This is a genomic window from Pseudomonas sp. NUPR-002 (genome assembly GCF_056322725.1).
Window position 1 is genome coordinate 5,324,692 of sequence record NZ_CM150476.1, and the last position, 15,166, is coordinate 5,339,857.

15 protein-coding genes and 1 pseudogene are annotated in these 15,166 nt (G+C 59.9%); 7 read left to right on the forward strand and 9 right to left on the reverse strand.

The genetic code is table 11. The features are described from left to right. Window positions 1-58: 58 nt before the first annotated feature. Entirely contained in the window at window positions 59-907 is an 849-nt protein-coding gene (nadC, locus tag ACVWSC_RS24585) for a carboxylating nicotinate-nucleotide diphosphorylase (protein WP_442109661.1), read from the forward strand. Between the two features lie 63 nt (window positions 908-970). On the opposite strand, the gene trxB is transcribed toward nadC, so the two are convergent. Both trxB and ACVWSC_RS24595 read right to left on the reverse strand, forming a co-directional pair. Continuing rightward, a complete protein-coding gene (gene trxB / locus ACVWSC_RS24590) occupies window positions 971-1,927 on the reverse strand; it encodes a thioredoxin-disulfide reductase (RefSeq protein ID WP_442109662.1) in 957 nt (318 codons plus the stop codon). Between the two features lie 134 nt (window positions 1,928-2,061). After that, complete coding sequence (locus ACVWSC_RS24595) at window positions 2,062-2,661, reverse strand: peroxiredoxin (protein WP_442109664.1); 600 nt, start codon at window positions 2,659-2,661, stop codon at window positions 2,062-2,064. A 266-nt stretch (window positions 2,662-2,927) separates the two neighbouring features. Between ACVWSC_RS24595 and cysZ the strand changes: the two genes are divergently transcribed. Further along, complete coding sequence (cysZ, locus tag ACVWSC_RS24600) at window positions 2,928-3,653, forward strand: sulfate transporter CysZ (RefSeq protein WP_442109666.1); 726 nt, start codon at window positions 2,928-2,930, stop codon at window positions 3,651-3,653. A 108-nt stretch (window positions 3,654-3,761) separates the two neighbouring features. On the opposite strand, the gene ACVWSC_RS24605 is transcribed toward cysZ, so the two are convergent. After that, window positions 3,762-5,078: a methyl-accepting chemotaxis protein gene (locus tag ACVWSC_RS24605; protein WP_442109668.1), complete on the reverse strand. Its 1,317-nt coding sequence runs from the start codon at window positions 5,076-5,078 to the stop codon at window positions 3,762-3,764. Between the two features lie 177 nt (window positions 5,079-5,255). On the opposite strand from ACVWSC_RS24605, the gene ACVWSC_RS24610 reads away from it, so the two are divergent. Next, entirely contained in the window at window positions 5,256-6,473 is a 1,218-nt protein-coding gene (locus ACVWSC_RS24610; RefSeq protein ID WP_442109670.1) for a glycosyltransferase family 4 protein, read from the forward strand. On the opposite strand, the gene ACVWSC_RS24615 is transcribed toward ACVWSC_RS24610, so the two are convergent. The 3 genes from ACVWSC_RS24615 to ACVWSC_RS24625 all read right to left on the reverse strand — a co-directional run bounded on the left by ACVWSC_RS24615 (window position 6,442) and on the right by ACVWSC_RS24625 (window position 8,818). Then, on the reverse strand, window positions 6,442-7,545 hold the full coding sequence (locus ACVWSC_RS24615; RefSeq protein WP_442109672.1) for an NADH:flavin oxidoreductase: 1,104 nt from the start codon (window positions 7,543-7,545) through the stop codon (window positions 6,442-6,444). The genes ACVWSC_RS24610 and ACVWSC_RS24615 overlap by 32 nt on opposite strands. 150 nt (window positions 7,546-7,695) lie before the next feature. Continuing rightward, window positions 7,696-8,178 carry a glutathione peroxidase gene (locus ACVWSC_RS24620; protein ID WP_442109674.1) on the reverse strand — a complete coding sequence of 161 codons (483 nt, stop codon included), beginning with the start codon at window positions 8,176-8,178 and terminating at the stop codon, window positions 7,696-7,698. A gap of 154 nt (window positions 8,179-8,332) precedes the next feature. After that, window positions 8,333-8,818, reverse strand: coding sequence for an FKBP-type peptidyl-prolyl cis-trans isomerase (locus ACVWSC_RS24625; protein WP_128322723.1), 486 nt, complete (start codon window positions 8,816-8,818; stop codon window positions 8,333-8,335). Between ACVWSC_RS24625 and ACVWSC_RS24630 the strand changes: the two are divergent. The 4 genes and pseudogenes from ACVWSC_RS24630 to ACVWSC_RS24645 form a co-directional block, all read left to right on the forward strand. Continuing rightward, window positions 8,787-8,903: pseudogene (locus tag ACVWSC_RS24630) on the forward strand (DUF3565 domain-containing protein); the annotation flags it as partial. The gene ACVWSC_RS24625 and the pseudogene ACVWSC_RS24630 sit on opposite strands and share 32 nt — an antisense overlap. Window positions 8,904-9,074: 171 nt before the next feature. After that, window positions 9,075-11,171 (forward strand): phosphate acetyltransferase, encoded by a 2,097-nt coding sequence (pta, locus tag ACVWSC_RS24635; RefSeq protein WP_442109677.1) that lies wholly within the window; start codon window positions 9,075-9,077, stop codon window positions 11,169-11,171. 2 nt (window positions 11,172-11,173) lie between these two features. Continuing rightward, window positions 11,174-12,076, forward strand: coding sequence for an acyltransferase (locus ACVWSC_RS24640; protein WP_442109679.1), 903 nt, complete (start codon window positions 11,174-11,176; stop codon window positions 12,074-12,076). Between the two features lie 58 nt (window positions 12,077-12,134). Continuing rightward, window positions 12,135-12,713, forward strand: coding sequence for a hypothetical protein (locus ACVWSC_RS24645; RefSeq protein ID WP_442109681.1), 579 nt, complete (start codon window positions 12,135-12,137; stop codon window positions 12,711-12,713). Between the two features lie 164 nt (window positions 12,714-12,877). Here the strand turns inward: ACVWSC_RS24645 and ACVWSC_RS24650 are convergent, their stop codons facing one another. The 3 genes from ACVWSC_RS24650 to ACVWSC_RS24660 form a co-directional block, all read right to left on the reverse strand. Next, window positions 12,878-13,573: a YiaD family glycine zipper/OmpA-like lipoprotein gene (locus ACVWSC_RS24650; protein WP_442109682.1), complete on the reverse strand. Its 696-nt coding sequence runs from the start codon at window positions 13,571-13,573 to the stop codon at window positions 12,878-12,880. Window positions 13,574-13,669: 96 nt separating this feature from the next. Beyond that, on the reverse strand, window positions 13,670-14,314 hold the full coding sequence (locus ACVWSC_RS24655) for an MBL fold metallo-hydrolase (protein WP_442109684.1): 645 nt from the start codon (window positions 14,312-14,314) through the stop codon (window positions 13,670-13,672). 72 nt (window positions 14,315-14,386) lie between these two features. Next, window positions 14,387-15,130 (reverse strand): hypothetical protein, encoded by a 744-nt coding sequence (locus ACVWSC_RS24660; RefSeq protein ID WP_442109686.1) that lies wholly within the window; start codon window positions 15,128-15,130, stop codon window positions 14,387-14,389. Between the last annotated feature and the right edge of the window lie 36 nt (window positions 15,131-15,166).

Consider the following 15,166-nt stretch of genomic DNA (forward strand, 5'->3'; position numbering starts at 1 on the left):
GACACTCGCCAGCACAGGCTGCCCTATAATCGCGAGCACTTAGCTTGTGGAGCCCGCCATGCCGAATTTACGCCTCGCCAACCTGACCGCTGAAATCGAAGCCAACGTGCGCCGTGCGTTGCTGGAAGACATCGGCAGTGGCGACATCACCGCCCAGTTGATCCCGGCCGAGCGCCTGGCCAAGGCCACCATCATTACCCGTGATGACTGCGTGATCGCCGGCAGCGCCTGGGTCGACGCCGTGTTTCGCCAGCTCGATCCGCGCGTGGCAGTGCACTGGCAAGTAAAGGATGGTGATCGGGTGAAGGCCAACCAGCCGTTGTTCCACCTCGAAGGTCCGGCCCGTTCGCTGCTGACAGGCGAGCGCAGCGCGCTGAACTTCCTGCAGATGCTCTCCGGTGTGGCTACCCGTGCGCAGTTCCTCGCCGACCTGGTCGCCGACACCCAGGTGAAACTGCTCGACACCCGCAAAACCTTGCCCGGCCTGCGCCTGGCACAGAAGTACGCGGTGACCTGTGGCGGCTGCCACAACCACCGCATCGGGCTGTTCGACGCCTTCCTGATCAAGGAAAACCACATTGCCGCCAGCGGCGGTATTGCCCAGGCCATCAACGCCGCGCACAAAATCGCCCCGGGTAAACCGGTGGAGGTTGAAGTGGAAAGCCTGGATGAACTCAAACAAGCGCTGGATGCCGGTGCCGACATCATCATGCTCGACGAGTTGAGCCTGGATGACATGCGTGAGGCCGTGCGCCTGAACGCTGGCAAAGCCAAGCTTGAAGCCAGTGGGGGTGTCAATGAAAGCACCCTGCGGGTGATTGCCGACACTGGCGTGGACTACATCTCTATTGGTGCCATGACCAAGGATGTGAAGGCGGTGGATCTGTCTATGCGTCTGAGCCTGTAAAGCATCGCGGGGCAAGCCCGCCCCCACAGGAGAGGGCTTGCCCCGCGATCAGTTCCAGCAGAATCAGGCGTTCTGCAGGCCGTCCAGGTAACGCTCTACGTCCAGTGCCGCCATGCAACCCGCACCGGCCGAAGTAATGGCCTGACGGTAAACGTGGTCGGCCACGTCACCTGCGGCAAACACACCTTCAACGTTGGTGGCGGTAGCGTTGCCGTCACGGCCGCCGTTGACCACCAGGTAGCCGTCCTTGAGGGTCAGCTGGCCTTCGAACAGCGAAGTGTTCGGGGTGTGGCCGATTGCGATAAACACGCCGTCAACCTTGATCTCATCGAAGCTGCCGTCGTTGTTCTTCAGACGCGCACCGGTGACACCCATGTCGTCACCCAGCACTTCGTCCAGAGTGGCGTTGAGTTTCAGCTCGATCTTGCCTTCGGCAACGCGGGCGTTGAGCTTGTCGATCAGGATCTTCTCGGCGCGGAAGGTCTCACGGCGGTGAACCAGGGTGACCTTGCTGGCGATGTTGGCCAAGTACAGCGCTTCTTCAACAGCCGTGTTGCCACCACCCACTACGGCCACTGGCTTGTTGCGGTAGAAGAAACCATCGCAAGTTGCGCAGGCGGAAACGCCCTTGCCCATGAACGACTCTTCCGAAGGCAGACCCAGGTAGCGAGCGCTGGCACCGGTAGCGATGATCAGGGCGTCGCAGGTGTAAGTGGCGCTGTCGCCCTTGAGGGTGAATGGCTTGCTGGCCAGATCAACGGCGTTGATATGGTCGAAAACCACCTCAGTTTCGAAGCGCTCAGCGTGTTCTTGCATACGCTGCATCAGTGCCGGGCCGGTCAGGCCGTGGGCGTCGCCCGGCCAGTTGTCGACTTCGGTGGTGGTGGTCAGCTGGCCACCCGCCTGCATGCCGGTAATCAGCAGCGGCTTGAGGTTAGCGCGGGCGGCGTAGACTGCAGCGCTGTAACCGGCAGGGCCGGAACCCAGGATGATCACTCGCGAATGACGTACTTCAGACATGTCACACTCCTGTCGGGCTGGCACTGACTGGCCAGGCCGTATTGCCGGGATCGCCGGCTGGAATAAAAAAGAACCTGCGAAGCACTTGGGGAAGGCTTTGAGCCGCAGGTTCTGAAAACCGTTAAACCGCAGCCTTACAGGCTGGCAGCGTTCTCTGCCAGGTAGTCGGCAACGCCCTTGGCATCGGCCTTCATACCTTTCTGGCCTTTACGCCAGCCAGCCGGGCAGACTTCACCGTGCTGTTCAGTGAACTGCAGGGCCTCTACCAGACGGATCATTTCGTCAACTTCACGGCCCAGCGGCAGGTTGTTGACGACCTGGTGCTGAACCACACCTTGCTGATCGATCAGGAACGAAGCGCGCAGGGCAACGCCGTCTTCGTGCTCAATGCCGTAGGCACGGGTGATTTCGTGTTTGACGTCGGCAACCATGGTGAACTCGACCTCACCGATCCCGCCCTTCTCGACCGGCGTGCTGCGCCAGGCGTGGTGAGTGAATTGCGAGTCGATGGAAACACCAACCACTTCCACACCCAGCTCACGGAATTTGTCCATGCGGTTGTTGTGGGCAATGATTTCCGACGGGCAGACAAAGGTGAAGTCCAGCGGCCAGAAGAACAACACGACATATTTGCCGCGCAGGGAGGAAAGCTTGAAGCTGTCGACGATCGAACCGTCGCCCAGCACCGCCGCCGCATCAAAATCAGGGGCTTGCTTGTTGACCAGAATGCTCATGGAAACTCCTTGAAGATTAGAATTCGAAGGCGTTGAAAAGATGTGCGCACTTTAGCGAGGCCGCAGAGATTAAGGAAATATCCTTAGACAATCCACCTTATAGGCCCGCTCTATTCATCAGTAAGGGCTGCAGCTGTTTGTCTATGAGGCCCGCTTCGCCAGAGTGACGAGCTTTTGTTACAGCCCGTTTCCCAGATTGCGACGTGCTTTCGTCAACCGCTCAAACTCGGTAAGGTCAGCGCGTTTGCCTTTACCCGGAGCCTTCTATGCAAGCCCCTGTCCTCTCTGGCCCTCAGTACCTGCGTGAAGGACTGAAACTGGTCCTGAGCCCGAGCCTGCGCCTGTTCGTCTTACTGCCACTGGCAGTCAACCTGCTGCTGTTCGTCGGCCTGATCTACTTTGCTGGCCATCAGTTCAGCCTCTGGGTCGATACCTTGATGCCCAGCCTGCCGAGCTGGCTGAGTTTCCTCAATTACCTGCTGTGGCCATTGTTTGTCGCCTTGGTGGCCTTGATGGTGTTCTTCACCTTCACCATGCTGGCCAACATCATTGCTGCGCCGTTCAATGGCTTTCTTGCGGAAAAGGTCGAAGTGGTGGTGCGCGGCACCGATGACTTCCCCGCTTTCAGCTGGGGTGAACTGGCCGCCATGGTGCCACGCACCCTGGGCCGCGAAGCGCGCAAGCTGGGCTATTTTCTGCCACGGGCACTGGCGCTGTTCATCCTGTCGCTGATTCCGGTGGTGAACATCGTTGCCGCACCGTTGTGGCTGCTGTTCGGTATCTGGATGATGGCCATCCAATACATCGACTACCCGGCCGATAACCACAAGATGAGCTGGCAGGACATGCTTGCCTGGCTGCGCGAAAAGCGCTGGCAGAGCCTGGGTTTTGGCGGCATCACCTACCTGGCGTTGATGATTCCGTTCGTCAACATCCTGATGATGCCGGCCGCCGTGGCGGGTGCCACGCTGTTCTGGGTGCGCGAGCGCTAACCTGCGCGCCCTGTGGGAGCGGGCTTGCCCCGCGAAGCGATGTGGCTGGCACACCGCAATCGCGGGGCAAGCCCGCTCCCACAACAAGCCCGCTCCTACAGGCGGTGATTAGTTACTTAGCTGGTTGGAAAACTGCCCCACCGCATTCACCACTTTCATTGCCCCTTCCTGGATCTCGACAATCACCGTGCCGGTCTCTCCGGCCAGGGTCAGGCCTTGCTCAGCCTGGCGTTTGCTGCTGTCGATGATGTCCACCGCGGCCTTGGCCAGTTGCTCGTTCTGCTGCACCACCCGGGCAATTTCTTCAGTGGCACTGCTGGTGCGCGACGCCAGTTGCCGTACTTCGTCGGCCACCACGGCAAAGCCGCGGCCCTGTTCGCCAGCACGGGCGGCTTCAATGGCGGCGTTGAGCGCCAGCAAGTTGGTTTGCCCGGCAATGTCGCTGATGGTTTTGATGATCGAACCAATCACCTGAGACTGTTTGTCCAGTGCCTGAATGCCATCGGCAGCCTGTTGCATGTACGACTCCAGGCCGCGCATTACTTCAACGGTCTGGGTCACCACATCGGTAGCCTTGCGCGCGCTGGTATCGGTCTCCACCGAGGTGCTGTAGGCAATATCGGCTGCTTCAGCGACGGCCATTTCCTGATTGACCTGATCCGTGATCACGGTGGCAAATTTGACCACTTTGTAGAGCACGTCATGGGCATCAATGATCGGGTTGTAAGAAGCCTCCAGCCAAACGACGCGGCCATGCGCATCCACACGTTTGAAGCGCTCGGCAATGAACTCGCCACGGCGCAACCTGTCCCAGAACGCCTGGTAGGCAGTGGAGTTGGCCTCTTCCGGTTCACAGAACATACGGTGGTGTTTGCCGACCACCTGTTCCAGGCGATAGCCCATGGTCTGCAGGAAGCGATCATTGGCGGTCAGAACCTCACCTTGCAGGTTGAATTCGATCACCGCCGTAGAGCGCATCAGCGCCTTGATCAGGCTTTCATGCTCACGCGAAGACTCGATGGTGCGGGTAAGGTCGCTGGAGTGCAGGGTGAAATACTTCAAGCGCCCTTCGCCGCTCTTCACCGGCTGCAGAATCGAGCGCAACCAGGCCTCCTGACCGTTGCCACGCAGCAGGCGGAAGGCACCGTTGAGGTGTTCGCCACGGGTGATGGCGGTTTTCATCCGCTGGTAGAAATCCAGCTGCTTGACGTGAGCCGGTACGATTTCTTCGATGTTGCGTCCGATCAATTGATGACTGCTGTACAGCATCTCTTTCTCGAAATTGCTGTTAACCGATTCGATTCGCCCTTGAGGATCGAGCTGCAACACCAGCATCTCGCTATCAAGGCTGCTTTTGACCTGCTCCATCGACAGCAGCTCTTCGCGCAGCTGGAGGTTTTCTTTTTTCAGTTTGCTGTTGAACATCAACGCTCTCCTGGAGCGAAATCGGTCATTCGAATGTCTCTGCATCGGCTGAATACCGGGCATTCTTGAGCACTTTCCTGGGATTTTTTTCCAGCCGGAAACGCCGAAAATCGGGCGTCATGAATTAGTCACAATTACGTCACAGCAGCGCAATTTTGGCCGCTGAAACTGGTGGCCATGAGCGCACCCTCCCTACACATCACCCTCATCAGCGAAACCTATCCGCCCGAGATCAACGGCGTGGCCAATACCCTGTGGCACCTGAGCGAAGGTCTGCGCCTGCGCGGCCATCAGGTCGAGTTGGTACGCCCACGCCAGGCGAGTGACCCTCTGACGGACGACGACCAGCCGCGCCTGCTCTGTCACGGCTGGCCGCTGCCCGGCTATCCGGGTTTGCAGTGGGGGCAGGTTTCGATGCACAAGCTGATGCGGCGCTGGCGTCGGCAGCGCCCGGATGTGCTGTACATTGCCACCGAAGGGCCATTGGGGCTGAGCGCTTTACGTGCGGCACGTCGGCTGGGAATCGCCGTGGTCAGCGGCTTTCACACCAACTTCCATCAATACTCCAACGAGTATGGCCTGGGGTTGCTGAGCCGATTGCTGACCCATTACCTGCGCTGGTTTCATCGGCGCACACACACCACGCTGGTGCCCAGTGTCAGCCAACGCCTGGAGCTGGAACGCCGTGGCTTCGACAACCTGACGCTCACCGCCCGTGGCGTTGACAGCCAACTGTTCAATCCCGGCAGGCGCAGCCAGGCCCTGCGAGAACAATGGGGACTGGGCAATGATGATATCGCCCTGATCTATGTCGGACGCCTGGCGCCGGAGAAGAACCTTGGCTTGCTAAAGCGCTGCCTGCACGCAGCGCAGCAGAGTTATCCACAGCGGCATATCAAATTGATTGTGGTCGGTGACGGGCCACAGCGCAGTGCCCTGCAAAAACAATTACCCGATGCCCTGTTCTGCGGCGCTCAGCGCGATGAAACGCTGGCAGAACACTATGCCTCGGGCGACATCTTTCTGTTTCCCAGCCTCACTGAAACCTTTGGCAATGTAGTGCTCGAAGCCTTGGCCTCAGGCCTGGCGGTGGTGGCCTACGATCAAGCCGCTGCTGCCCAGCATATTCGACACGGCCATAGCGGCGCGCTGGCCATGCCCGGTGATGAAGATGCCTTCATTGATGCCTGCAACTGGTTGCTGGAAGACGCCGAAGCGTTGCGCAGGGTGCGCTTGAACGCCCGCTGCCATGCCAGCCGGCAAGGCTGGCCGAGCATCATCGAGCAGTTTGAAGGCCACTTGCGCGATGCCTGCCAGCCAGGCCGAAGCGCCCCGGCGCTCCAGCCTGCGGCAACCCTGGCGATCAAACCAGAGTCGTCAACGCCTCGCGGCTGAAGGGCAGAATGTCCTGTTCGCGACCATCGCGCACCTTGGCTGCCCAATCGGCATCGACCAACAACGCCCGCCCCACCGCCACCAGGTCGAACTCATCGTTGTTCAAGCGCGTCAGCAGGTTTTCCAGGCTGGCCGGTTGCGCCACTTTGTCGGTGGCAACCATGAACTGCAGGAACTCGCCGTCCAGGCCCACGCTGCCCACAGTGATGGTCGGTTTGCCGGTGAGCTGGCGCGTCCAGCCGGCCAGGTTCAACTCAGAGCCTTCGAACTCCGGCTCCCAGAAGCGTCGGGTAGAACAGTGGAAGATATCCACACCAGCGTCTGCCAGCGGCTGCAGAAACGCGCCCAGCGCATCGGCACTTTCAACCAGGCGAGCGCTGTAGTCCTGCTGTTTCCACTGCGAGAAACGGAAAATGATCGGGAAGTCCGGGCCCACCGCTGCGCGCACGGCCTGGATCAGCTCAATGGCAAACCGCGAGCGCCCGGCCAGGTCACCACCGTATTCATCGGTACGCTGATTGCTGGCCGCCCAGAAGAACTGGTCGATCAAGTAACCGTGGGCGCCGTGAATTTCCACGCCGTCCATGCCAATGCGTTGCGCATCGCGTGCGGCCTGGGCAAAAGCCTCGATCACTTCGCCAATATCCTCGCGGCTCATGCCTTGGACCACCAACTGACCGTCCTTGACCTTCTCGCTTGGGCCGTAGCCCGGCACGCTGGCGTCTGGCTCGGTACCGAGGCGGCGCACACTGCCCACATGCCAGAGTTGCGGAACGATGCGACCGCCTTCGGCGTGCACGGCATCGACGACCTTTTTCCAGCCCGCCAGCGCGTCTTCACCATGGAAACGCGGCACATTCGGGTAGCCGTTGGCCGCTTTGTGATCGACTGTGGTGCCTTCCGTAATGATCAACCCGACACCGGCGGCAGCACGGCGGCGGTAATATTCGACCACTTTGCCATGCGGCACGCCGCCCGGGCAGAAAGTACGGGTCATGGGTGCCATGACCACGCGGCTCGGCAGCTCAAGGGTGCCCAGTTGAACAGGGGTGAACAGTGCGGTGGCAGACATGCGGCGCTCCAGAGAAGTAGGAATGCGCCTGAGGATAGGGTGAGCCGTCAGTGTGGCCCAGTACTATTGATTTGAGTGATTTAACAGCATCGCGGGGCAAGCCCGCTCCCACCAACCCCGTAGGAGCGGGCTTGCCCCGCGATCAGCGCATCAGGCCAGAGCCTTCTCGATCGCCTGCACCACGGTCGAATCATCCGGCGCAGTGCGTGGCGAGAAGCGCGCCAGCACCCGGCCATCTTTGCCAACCAGGAATTTTTCGAAGTTCCAGGTGATGTCCCCAGGGAACTCGGCACCTTCACCGGCCAGCAAACGGTAGAGCTGATGACGCTCGGTGCCGTTGACTTCCAGCTTGCTGCTCAACGGGAACGTCACACCGTAATTCACACTGCAAAACTGCTTGATTTCATCGTCAGTGCCTGGCTCTTGCCCGGCAAACTGGTTGCACGGCAAACCCAGCACACTGAAGCCTTTGCCTTTGTACTGCTGATACAGGTTTTCCAATGCTGCGTATTGCGGGGTCAGGCCACACTTGGAGGCGACATTGACCACCAGCACTACCTGGCCCTTGAACGGCGCCAGAGGCAACTCCTGGCCATTCAGCGCCTGCAACTTCAGGTCGTGAAATGCACTCATGACGTACTCCCTCTCCAGATCCCGGTTGCCGCTGCGGGCTGCAATCAGTAGCACCAGCCCATTAAAAAAGCGCCCTGCCAAGCCGTCTTCTCCTGCAGGAGAGAGACAAACTTGCCCGGACGCCTTCGCGACTCTCTGAGCTTAGCGCAGAAAATCAGTGGTGATGGCCACCTTCGCCATGGACGTGGCCATGAGCCACTTCTTCTTCGCTGGCGTCACGAATGTTGACGACTTTGACTTTGAAGTTCAGGCGCTGACCGGCCAGTGGGTGGTTGCCGTCGACAGTCACGTCGTCGCCGTCCAGATCACGGATGGTCACGATCTGCATTTGACCGTCTGGCGCGGAAGCGTGGAACTGCATACCGACTTCCAGTTGGTCGACGCCTTCGAACATGCTGCGGTTCAGGGTGCTGACCAGTTCAGCCAGGTATTCGCCGTAGGCGTCTTCCGGCTCGATGGCGACTTCCAGCTCGTCACCGGCAGCTTTGCCTTCCAGGGCTTTTTCCAGGCCTGGAATGATGTTGCCTGCGCCATGCAGGTAAACCAGCGGAGCGCCGCCGGCGGAGCTGTCGATGACCTCACCAGCGTCGTTGGTCAGGGTATAGTCGATGGAGACAGCCTTGTTGGCGGCGATCAGCATGGGGCGAGACCTTTTGCATAAGAATGTAGAACCAACAAGTGTAACCAACGCATCGCCTGAAAGCGAACGCAACCCGGACAAACGGAAATGCTCATGTCCCGGTGGGAGCGGGCTTGCCCTGCGATTGCGGTGTGTCAGTTCGATCGCTATCGCGGGGCAAGCCCGCTCCTACAGCACCCCCACCTATCAGTTGGGTGCCGATAGCGATACCCTTGGCAATTGATTCTTTTTGCACAGCTCACCTCGAGAAGCTCGCATGCAGACATTTTTCATTGCGCCGACCGACTTTGGTGTCGGCCTCACCTCTATTAGCCTGGGCCTGGTCCGCACCCTTGAACGTGCCGGGCTGAAAGTCGGCTTTTTCAAGCCAATTGCCCAGCCGCATCCCGGCGACACCGGCCCCGAGCGCTCCACCGAACTGGTGGCCCGCACCCACGGGCTGAAACCACCGCAGCCGCTGAGCCTGGCCCATGTCGAGCGGATGCTGGGCGATGGTCAACTGGACGAGTTGCTGGAAGAAATCATCACCCTGTACCAACAAGCCTGCATCGGCAAGGACGTGGTGGTGGTTGAGGGCATGGTCCCGACCCGTCACGCCAGTTATGCCGCCAGGGTCAACCTGCACCTGGCCAAAAGCCTGGATGCCGAAGTGATTCTGGTGTCGGCACCGGAAAACGAAGTGCTTACCGAGCTCTCGGGCCGGGTCGAGTTGCAAGCACAACTGTTTGGCGGGCCAAAAGACCCTAAAGTGCTCGGCGTCATCCTCAACAAGGTGCGCACCGATGAGAGCATGAGTGTGTTCGCCGAACGCCTCAAGGAACACTCGCCGCTCCTGCGCGGCGATGACTTCCGCCTGTTGGGCTGCATTCCCTACCAGGCCGACCTCAACGCCCCGCGCACCCGCGATGTTGCCGAACTGCTGGGTGCCCAGGTGCTCAACGCCGGTGACTATGAACAACGGCGGATGAACAAAATCATCATCTGCGCCCGCACCGTGGCCAACACCGTGCCGTTGCTCAAGCCCGGAACACTGGTGGTCACCCCGGGCGATCGCGACGACATCATTCTTGCCGTGAGCCTGGCCGCGATCAACGGTGTGCCCCTGGCGGGGCTGCTGCTAACCAGCGACAGCAAACCCGACCCGCGCATTCTCGAACTGTGTCAGGGCGCCCTGCTGGCCGGCCTACCAATCCTCTCGGTCAGCACCGGCTCTTACGACACCGCCAATCAGCTCAACCAGTTGAACAAGGAAATTCCGGTCGATGACCGCGAGCGCGCGGAAATCATCACTGATTTCGTTGCCAGCTACCTCGACGCTGACTGGCTGCACCAGCGCTGCGGTACGCCGCGCGAGCTGCGCCTGTCGCCAGCAGTGTTCCGCTATCAGTTGATCCAGCGCGCTCAACAGGCCAACAAACGCATCGTGCTGCCAGAAGGCGCCGAACCGATGACCGTGCAGGCCGCGGCTATCTGCCAGGCGCGTGGAATCGCTCGCTGTGTACTGCTGGCCAAGCCCGACGATGTTCAGGCCGTGGCCCGGGCCCAAGGCATCAGCTTGCCCGACGGCCTGGAGATTCTTGACCCCGACCTGATTCGCCAGCGCTACGTCGAACCCATGGTCAGCCTGCGCAAGAGCAAGAGCCTGAATGCGCCGATGGCCGAGCAGCAACTGGAAGACCCGGTGGTGATCGGCACCATGATGCTGGCCCTGGATGAGGTCGATGGCCTGGTGTCCGGCCTGGTCCACTCCACCGCCAACACCATCCGCCCGGCCTTGCAGTTGATCAAGACCGCACCGGGCTGCAGCCTGGTGTCTTCGGTGTTCTTCATGCTATTTCCCGAGCAGGTGCTGGTGTACGGCGACTGCGTGATGAACCCGCACCCCAGCGCCAACGAACTGGCCGAAATTGCCTTGCAAAGCGCCGACTCTGCCGAAGCCTTCGGCATCACCCCACGGGTTGCCATGATCAGCTACTCCAGCGGTGATTCGGCCAGTGGTGAAGAGGTGGAGAAAGTCCGCGAAGCCACCCTGCTGGCGCAGGAAACCCAGCGCAGCCTGCAGATCGACGGGCCATTGCAGTACGACACCGCCGCCAACCTGGAGATTGCCCGGGAACTGGCGCCCAACAGCCAGGTCGCAGGCCGCGCCACTGTGTTCGTGTTCCCCGACCTGAACACCGGCAACACCACCCACAAGGCGGTGCAGCGCAGCGCCGATTGCGTCAGCCTCGGGCCGATGCTCCAGGGCTTGCGCAAACCGGTCAATGACCTGCCACGCGGCGCCCAGGTCGATGACATCGTCTACACCATTGCCCTGACCGCGATTCAGGCCAACCGCTCATTGGATAGTTGAACATGCTCGGATTTCTACCCGCGCCACTGCGCGGGGTCATTGCCTCGCTGCTACTGGGGCTGAACACCATCGTTTGCTGCACCCCGTTGTTCATCGTCAGCCTGTTCAAGTTGTGCCTGCCGTTTGCGCCAGCACAACGGCTGACCGACGAGTTGATGCGCCATATTCATGAAACCTGGATCAGCAACAACAATGCCTGGATCAACCTGCTGGGCAAGGCCCGCTGGCAGGTTGAAGGCCTGAGCGGCCTGGATTACCAGCACAGCTACCTGATCACCAGCAACCACCAGAGCTGGGTCGACATTCTGGTGCTGCAGTACGTGCTGAACCGGCGTATTCGCCCGCTGAAATTCTTCCTCAAGCAGGTCTTGATCTGGGTGCCGGTGATCGGCCTGGCCTGGTGGGCCTTGGGCTTCCCGTTCATGAAGCGCTATTCCAAAGCGTATCTGGCCAAGCACCCGGAGAAGGCCGGCAAAGACCTGGAAACTACCCGTCGCACCTGCGCAAAATTCCGCGGCAAGCCTACGGCCATTTTCAACTTTGCCGAGGGCACCCGCTTCACGCCTGAAAAACATCGCCAGCAGCAGTCGCCCTATCAGCACCTGCTCAAGCCCAAAGCCGGTGGCATCGCCTTTGTACTGGATGCCATGGGTGAGCAATTGCAGTCGATCATCAACGTCACCCTGCACTACCCTGCCGGTGCGCCGGGGTTCTGGGACTTACTGTGCGGGCGGGTGAAGCACATCGTCGTGCATATTGAAGAACTGCCGATTCCGCAGGCGTTTCTCGGCCGCAACTATGACCAGGATGAGGCCTATCGCCTGGCCTTTCAGCAATGGATCAACCAGCTGTGGCAAGACAAAGACGCCCTGCTGACTCAGCTGCGACAAAACAACCGCGTGTGAGTCTGTCAGGAGCATCTATGCTTTTGGCTTCATCAGCCCTCACACGGAAAGTAAGCCTATGAAACCGTTGCGCACCCTGACCCACGCTGTCGCGCTTGCCACCCTCATGACTGCCGCGAGTTTTTCGGTGCAGGCAGACGATGTACTGATCGACGCCGTTGCTAGTGAGAAAATCGTCGACACCAAGGTACTGGCCGTCGATGTGGATAAACGCCTGGTAACGGTCGCCGGCCCCAACGACAGCCAGGTGCCGATCCAGCTGAGTGAAAACGCCAAAGACCTGCATAACCTCAAGGTGGGTGATCTGGTTAACATCAAGGTCAATCGCTCGGTCGCGACTGTGCTGGACACCAAGGTTGGCGGTGAGCCAGGGGTGAGCAAAGAAGCTGGTGTGATTCGCGCCACCAAAGACAACCCCAACCCTGGTGGCGAAGCGTTCCGTCAGGTCAAAGTCACCTCGAAGATCACCAAGATCGACCTGAAAGAACACGAAGTCACCCTGCTGCCGCCTGATGGCCCGCAGAAAGTGGTGAAGGTTGAAGATCCGGAACTGCAGTCGCGGATGAAAAACCTCAAGGTCGGTCAGACCGTCGACATGGTGTTTACCGATGTGCTGAAGATCACCACCAAACACTGAGTTTGACCTTCCCTGGTAGGAGCGGGCTTGCCCCGCGATGCGATGTGGTTGACAGCCCGCGATCGCGGGGTAAGCCCGCTCCTACCGGCAGTCATCTGCTGGGGGCATGCAGCAATGCCAAAAAAAAAGGGGAGCTAAGCTCCCCTTTTCGTTGTGCGTGACGCTTACTGGTACTGCTGACCAGGAATCGGCTTGAGGTTGACCTCTACCCGACGGTTCTGCGCACGGCCATTGGCATCGGCGTTGCTGGCAATCGGCTGGTCCGGGCCCAGGCCGCGGGCAGATACACGGCTGGCATCGACGCCCTGCGAGGTCAGGTAGGACACCACCGATTGCGCACGGCGTTGCGACAGGTCCATGTTGTGCTGGCGGCTGCCAGTGCTGTCGGTGTAGCCGACCACTTCAATGGTGTTCTGGTTGAACTGTTTGAAGGAGTTGGCCAGGTTGTTCAGCGGCGAGTAGAAGCTCGGTGCGATGTTCGCAGAGTCGGTCGCGAAGGTGATGTTGCCAGGCATGATCAGCTTGATCTGATCGCCCTCACGCTGCACTTCAACGCCGGTGTTGGCCATGCTTGCACGCAGGGCCGCTTCTTGTTTGTCGGCATAGTAGCCGTAGCCTGCGGCAGCGGCACCGACGGCGGCAGCACCGATCAGTGCACCTTTACCACGGTTGTTATGGTCGATCGCGGCACCGGCAATGGCACCGGCCAGCGCACCCAGACCGCCGTACTTGGCGGTTTTGCTCATTCCGGTGGAGCCTTGTTGCGCCTGACCCTGCTCGTTGTAAGGGTTCTGGCCAGCGCAGCCAGTCATCAGGGCGGCAACGGTAGCGACGATAATCAAACGACGCATGGTGAACATGGACAAGCTCCTACTGTAATTCGAAAGTGCGGCAAACCGGATAGCGGTTGTATGCCAGGCTTGGATTGCAAAATAGTGGAAAAATTCCCTGGCGATTCAGGCGCGAACGAACGGGTTCTGGCGCATTTCATCACCCAGGCGTGTATCGGGGCCGTGGCCGGTGACCACCGTGGCGTCTTCATCCAGGGTGTACAGGCGCTGTTTGATCGAACGAACGATGGTGGCGTGGTCTCCGCCCCACAGATCCGTGCGGCCAATCCCGCGGCGGAACATGGTGTCGCCAGCGATCAGCAACTTGGCATCGGCGAACCAGAAACTCATCGAGCCCGGTGTATGCCCAGGCGTGTGCAAGGCGACTCCGCAACCACAGGCCAGCTCTTCGTCATCGGCCAGCCAACGGTCTGGCGCAGGTACAGGCGTGTAGGGCACACCGAACATCTGGCACTGCATTTCAAGGTTATCCCAGAGGAACTGGTCATCCTTGTGCAGGTGCAAGGTGGCGCCGGTCTTTTCCTTCAACTGCCCGGAGGCAAGGAAATGATCCAGGTGAGCGTGGGTGTGGATGATGCTCACCACCTTCAAACCATGAGCGTCCAGACGCGCGAGGATCTGCTCATGATTGCCGCCCGGGTCGACAACGATGGCTTTCTTGCTGATCGGGTCGCCAATAATGGTGCAGTTGCACTGCAACGGCCCGACCGGGAAGGTTTCGCGGATGAGCGAGGGTTTTCCGGCTTGCATGGGGTGTTCCTGTGAAATTGTGCTGTTTCGCCTGACGCGTTGGCAGGCATTGTACACAAGGCGCCGGGCCGATCAGAACGCATGAAAAATCATTAATCCACCCTCGGCATCCGGGCTGGCGTCGGAAAAACCCTTGACCGCATAGAGCTGGACCTTCCACTGCTGGCTGAGCTTATGGGTGACAAACAGGGTGAGTTCCTGAATCTGTGAACCGGTAGAAACGACTTTCTGGCGCCAGTCATAGGAAGCCCCCGCCGTGGTACGTACCGCCACCGGGGTAACGAAACCCAGACCGGCAAACACCGGGTCGTCGAAATCACTGTCAGGGGGATCGCCATACTTTTTCCAGCCCAAGGTGGCGAAGCCGGTCACCGGACCGAATGCCTTGGCAATATCCACCTGAGCGGTGTAGTCGGTTTCACCGGTGCCCAGGCATTGGTCTTCATCTGCGGTGGGGAATTTGACCTTGCCGATCAAGTCGACCAGCACACCGCCTTCACTGCCATCGAGCAGGGCGTAACCGGCACTGGCGACGGTGTCGCCCAAACCGCTTTCCACATCTCGGCAACCACCCGGTAACGGGTCGCCATCCGGCCCGACTTCGGGATTGGTGATGCGTAACCAGGGCACGGTGACCTTGTAGGTCATCGGGCCGGTTTCATACTTGCCCACTACCGGGACGTACCAGATTTCCGAGGTGGTCTCGGTGCCATAGTCACCACTTGAATAATCGAGGCCAATGGCTGTGCTGAAGGTATCGGCTACGGCGCCGTGGCTGAAAAACAGACTGGCAAGCAATGTGAGCGTGGGTCTCATCGTCACCTCAAGGTCTCAGCAGAAACACTGTCGGGC

Bases quoted from the DNA above. Each gene is read 5' to 3' on its own strand.
- ACVWSC_RS24655 (WP_442109684.1), bottom strand. From the start codon at position 14,314: ATGCAAGCCGGAAAACCCTCGCTCATCCGCGAAACCTTCCCGGTCGGG.
- ACVWSC_RS24595 (WP_442109664.1), bottom strand. From the start codon at position 2,661: ATGAGCATTCTGGTCAACAAGCAAGCCCCTGATTTTGATGCGGCGGCG.
- ACVWSC_RS24625 (WP_128322723.1), bottom strand. From the start codon at position 8,818: ATGCTGATCGCCGCCAACAAGGCTGTCTCCATCGACTATACCCTGACC.
- ACVWSC_RS24660 (WP_442109686.1), bottom strand. From the start codon at position 15,130: ATGAGACCCACGCTCACATTGCTTGCCAGTCTGTTTTTCAGCCACGGC.
- ACVWSC_RS24620 (WP_442109674.1), bottom strand. From the start codon at position 8,178: ATGAGTGCATTTCACGACCTGAAGTTGCAGGCGCTGAATGGCCAGGAG.
- cysZ (WP_442109666.1), top strand. From the start codon at position 2,928: ATGCAAGCCCCTGTCCTCTCTGGCCCTCAGTACCTGCGTGAAGGACTG.
- ACVWSC_RS24640 (WP_442109679.1), top strand. From the start codon at position 11,174: ATGCTCGGATTTCTACCCGCGCCACTGCGCGGGGTCATTGCCTCGCTG.
- pta (WP_442109677.1), top strand. From the start codon at position 9,075: ATGCAGACATTTTTCATTGCGCCGACCGACTTTGGTGTCGGCCTCACC.
- ACVWSC_RS24605 (WP_442109668.1), bottom strand. From the start codon at position 5,078: ATGTTCAACAGCAAACTGAAAAAAGAAAACCTCCAGCTGCGCGAAGAG.
- ACVWSC_RS24645 (WP_442109681.1), top strand. From the start codon at position 12,135: ATGAAACCGTTGCGCACCCTGACCCACGCTGTCGCGCTTGCCACCCTC.
- ACVWSC_RS24610 (WP_442109670.1), top strand. From the start codon at position 5,256: ATGAGCGCACCCTCCCTACACATCACCCTCATCAGCGAAACCTATCCG.
- ACVWSC_RS24650 (WP_442109682.1), bottom strand. From the start codon at position 13,573: ATGTTCACCATGCGTCGTTTGATTATCGTCGCTACCGTTGCCGCCCTG.
- nadC (WP_442109661.1), top strand. From the start codon at position 59: ATGCCGAATTTACGCCTCGCCAACCTGACCGCTGAAATCGAAGCCAAC.
- trxB (WP_442109662.1), bottom strand. From the start codon at position 1,927: ATGTCTGAAGTACGTCATTCGCGAGTGATCATCCTGGGTTCCGGCCCT.
- ACVWSC_RS24615 (WP_442109672.1), bottom strand. From the start codon at position 7,545: ATGTCTGCCACCGCACTGTTCACCCCTGTTCAACTGGGCACCCTTGAG.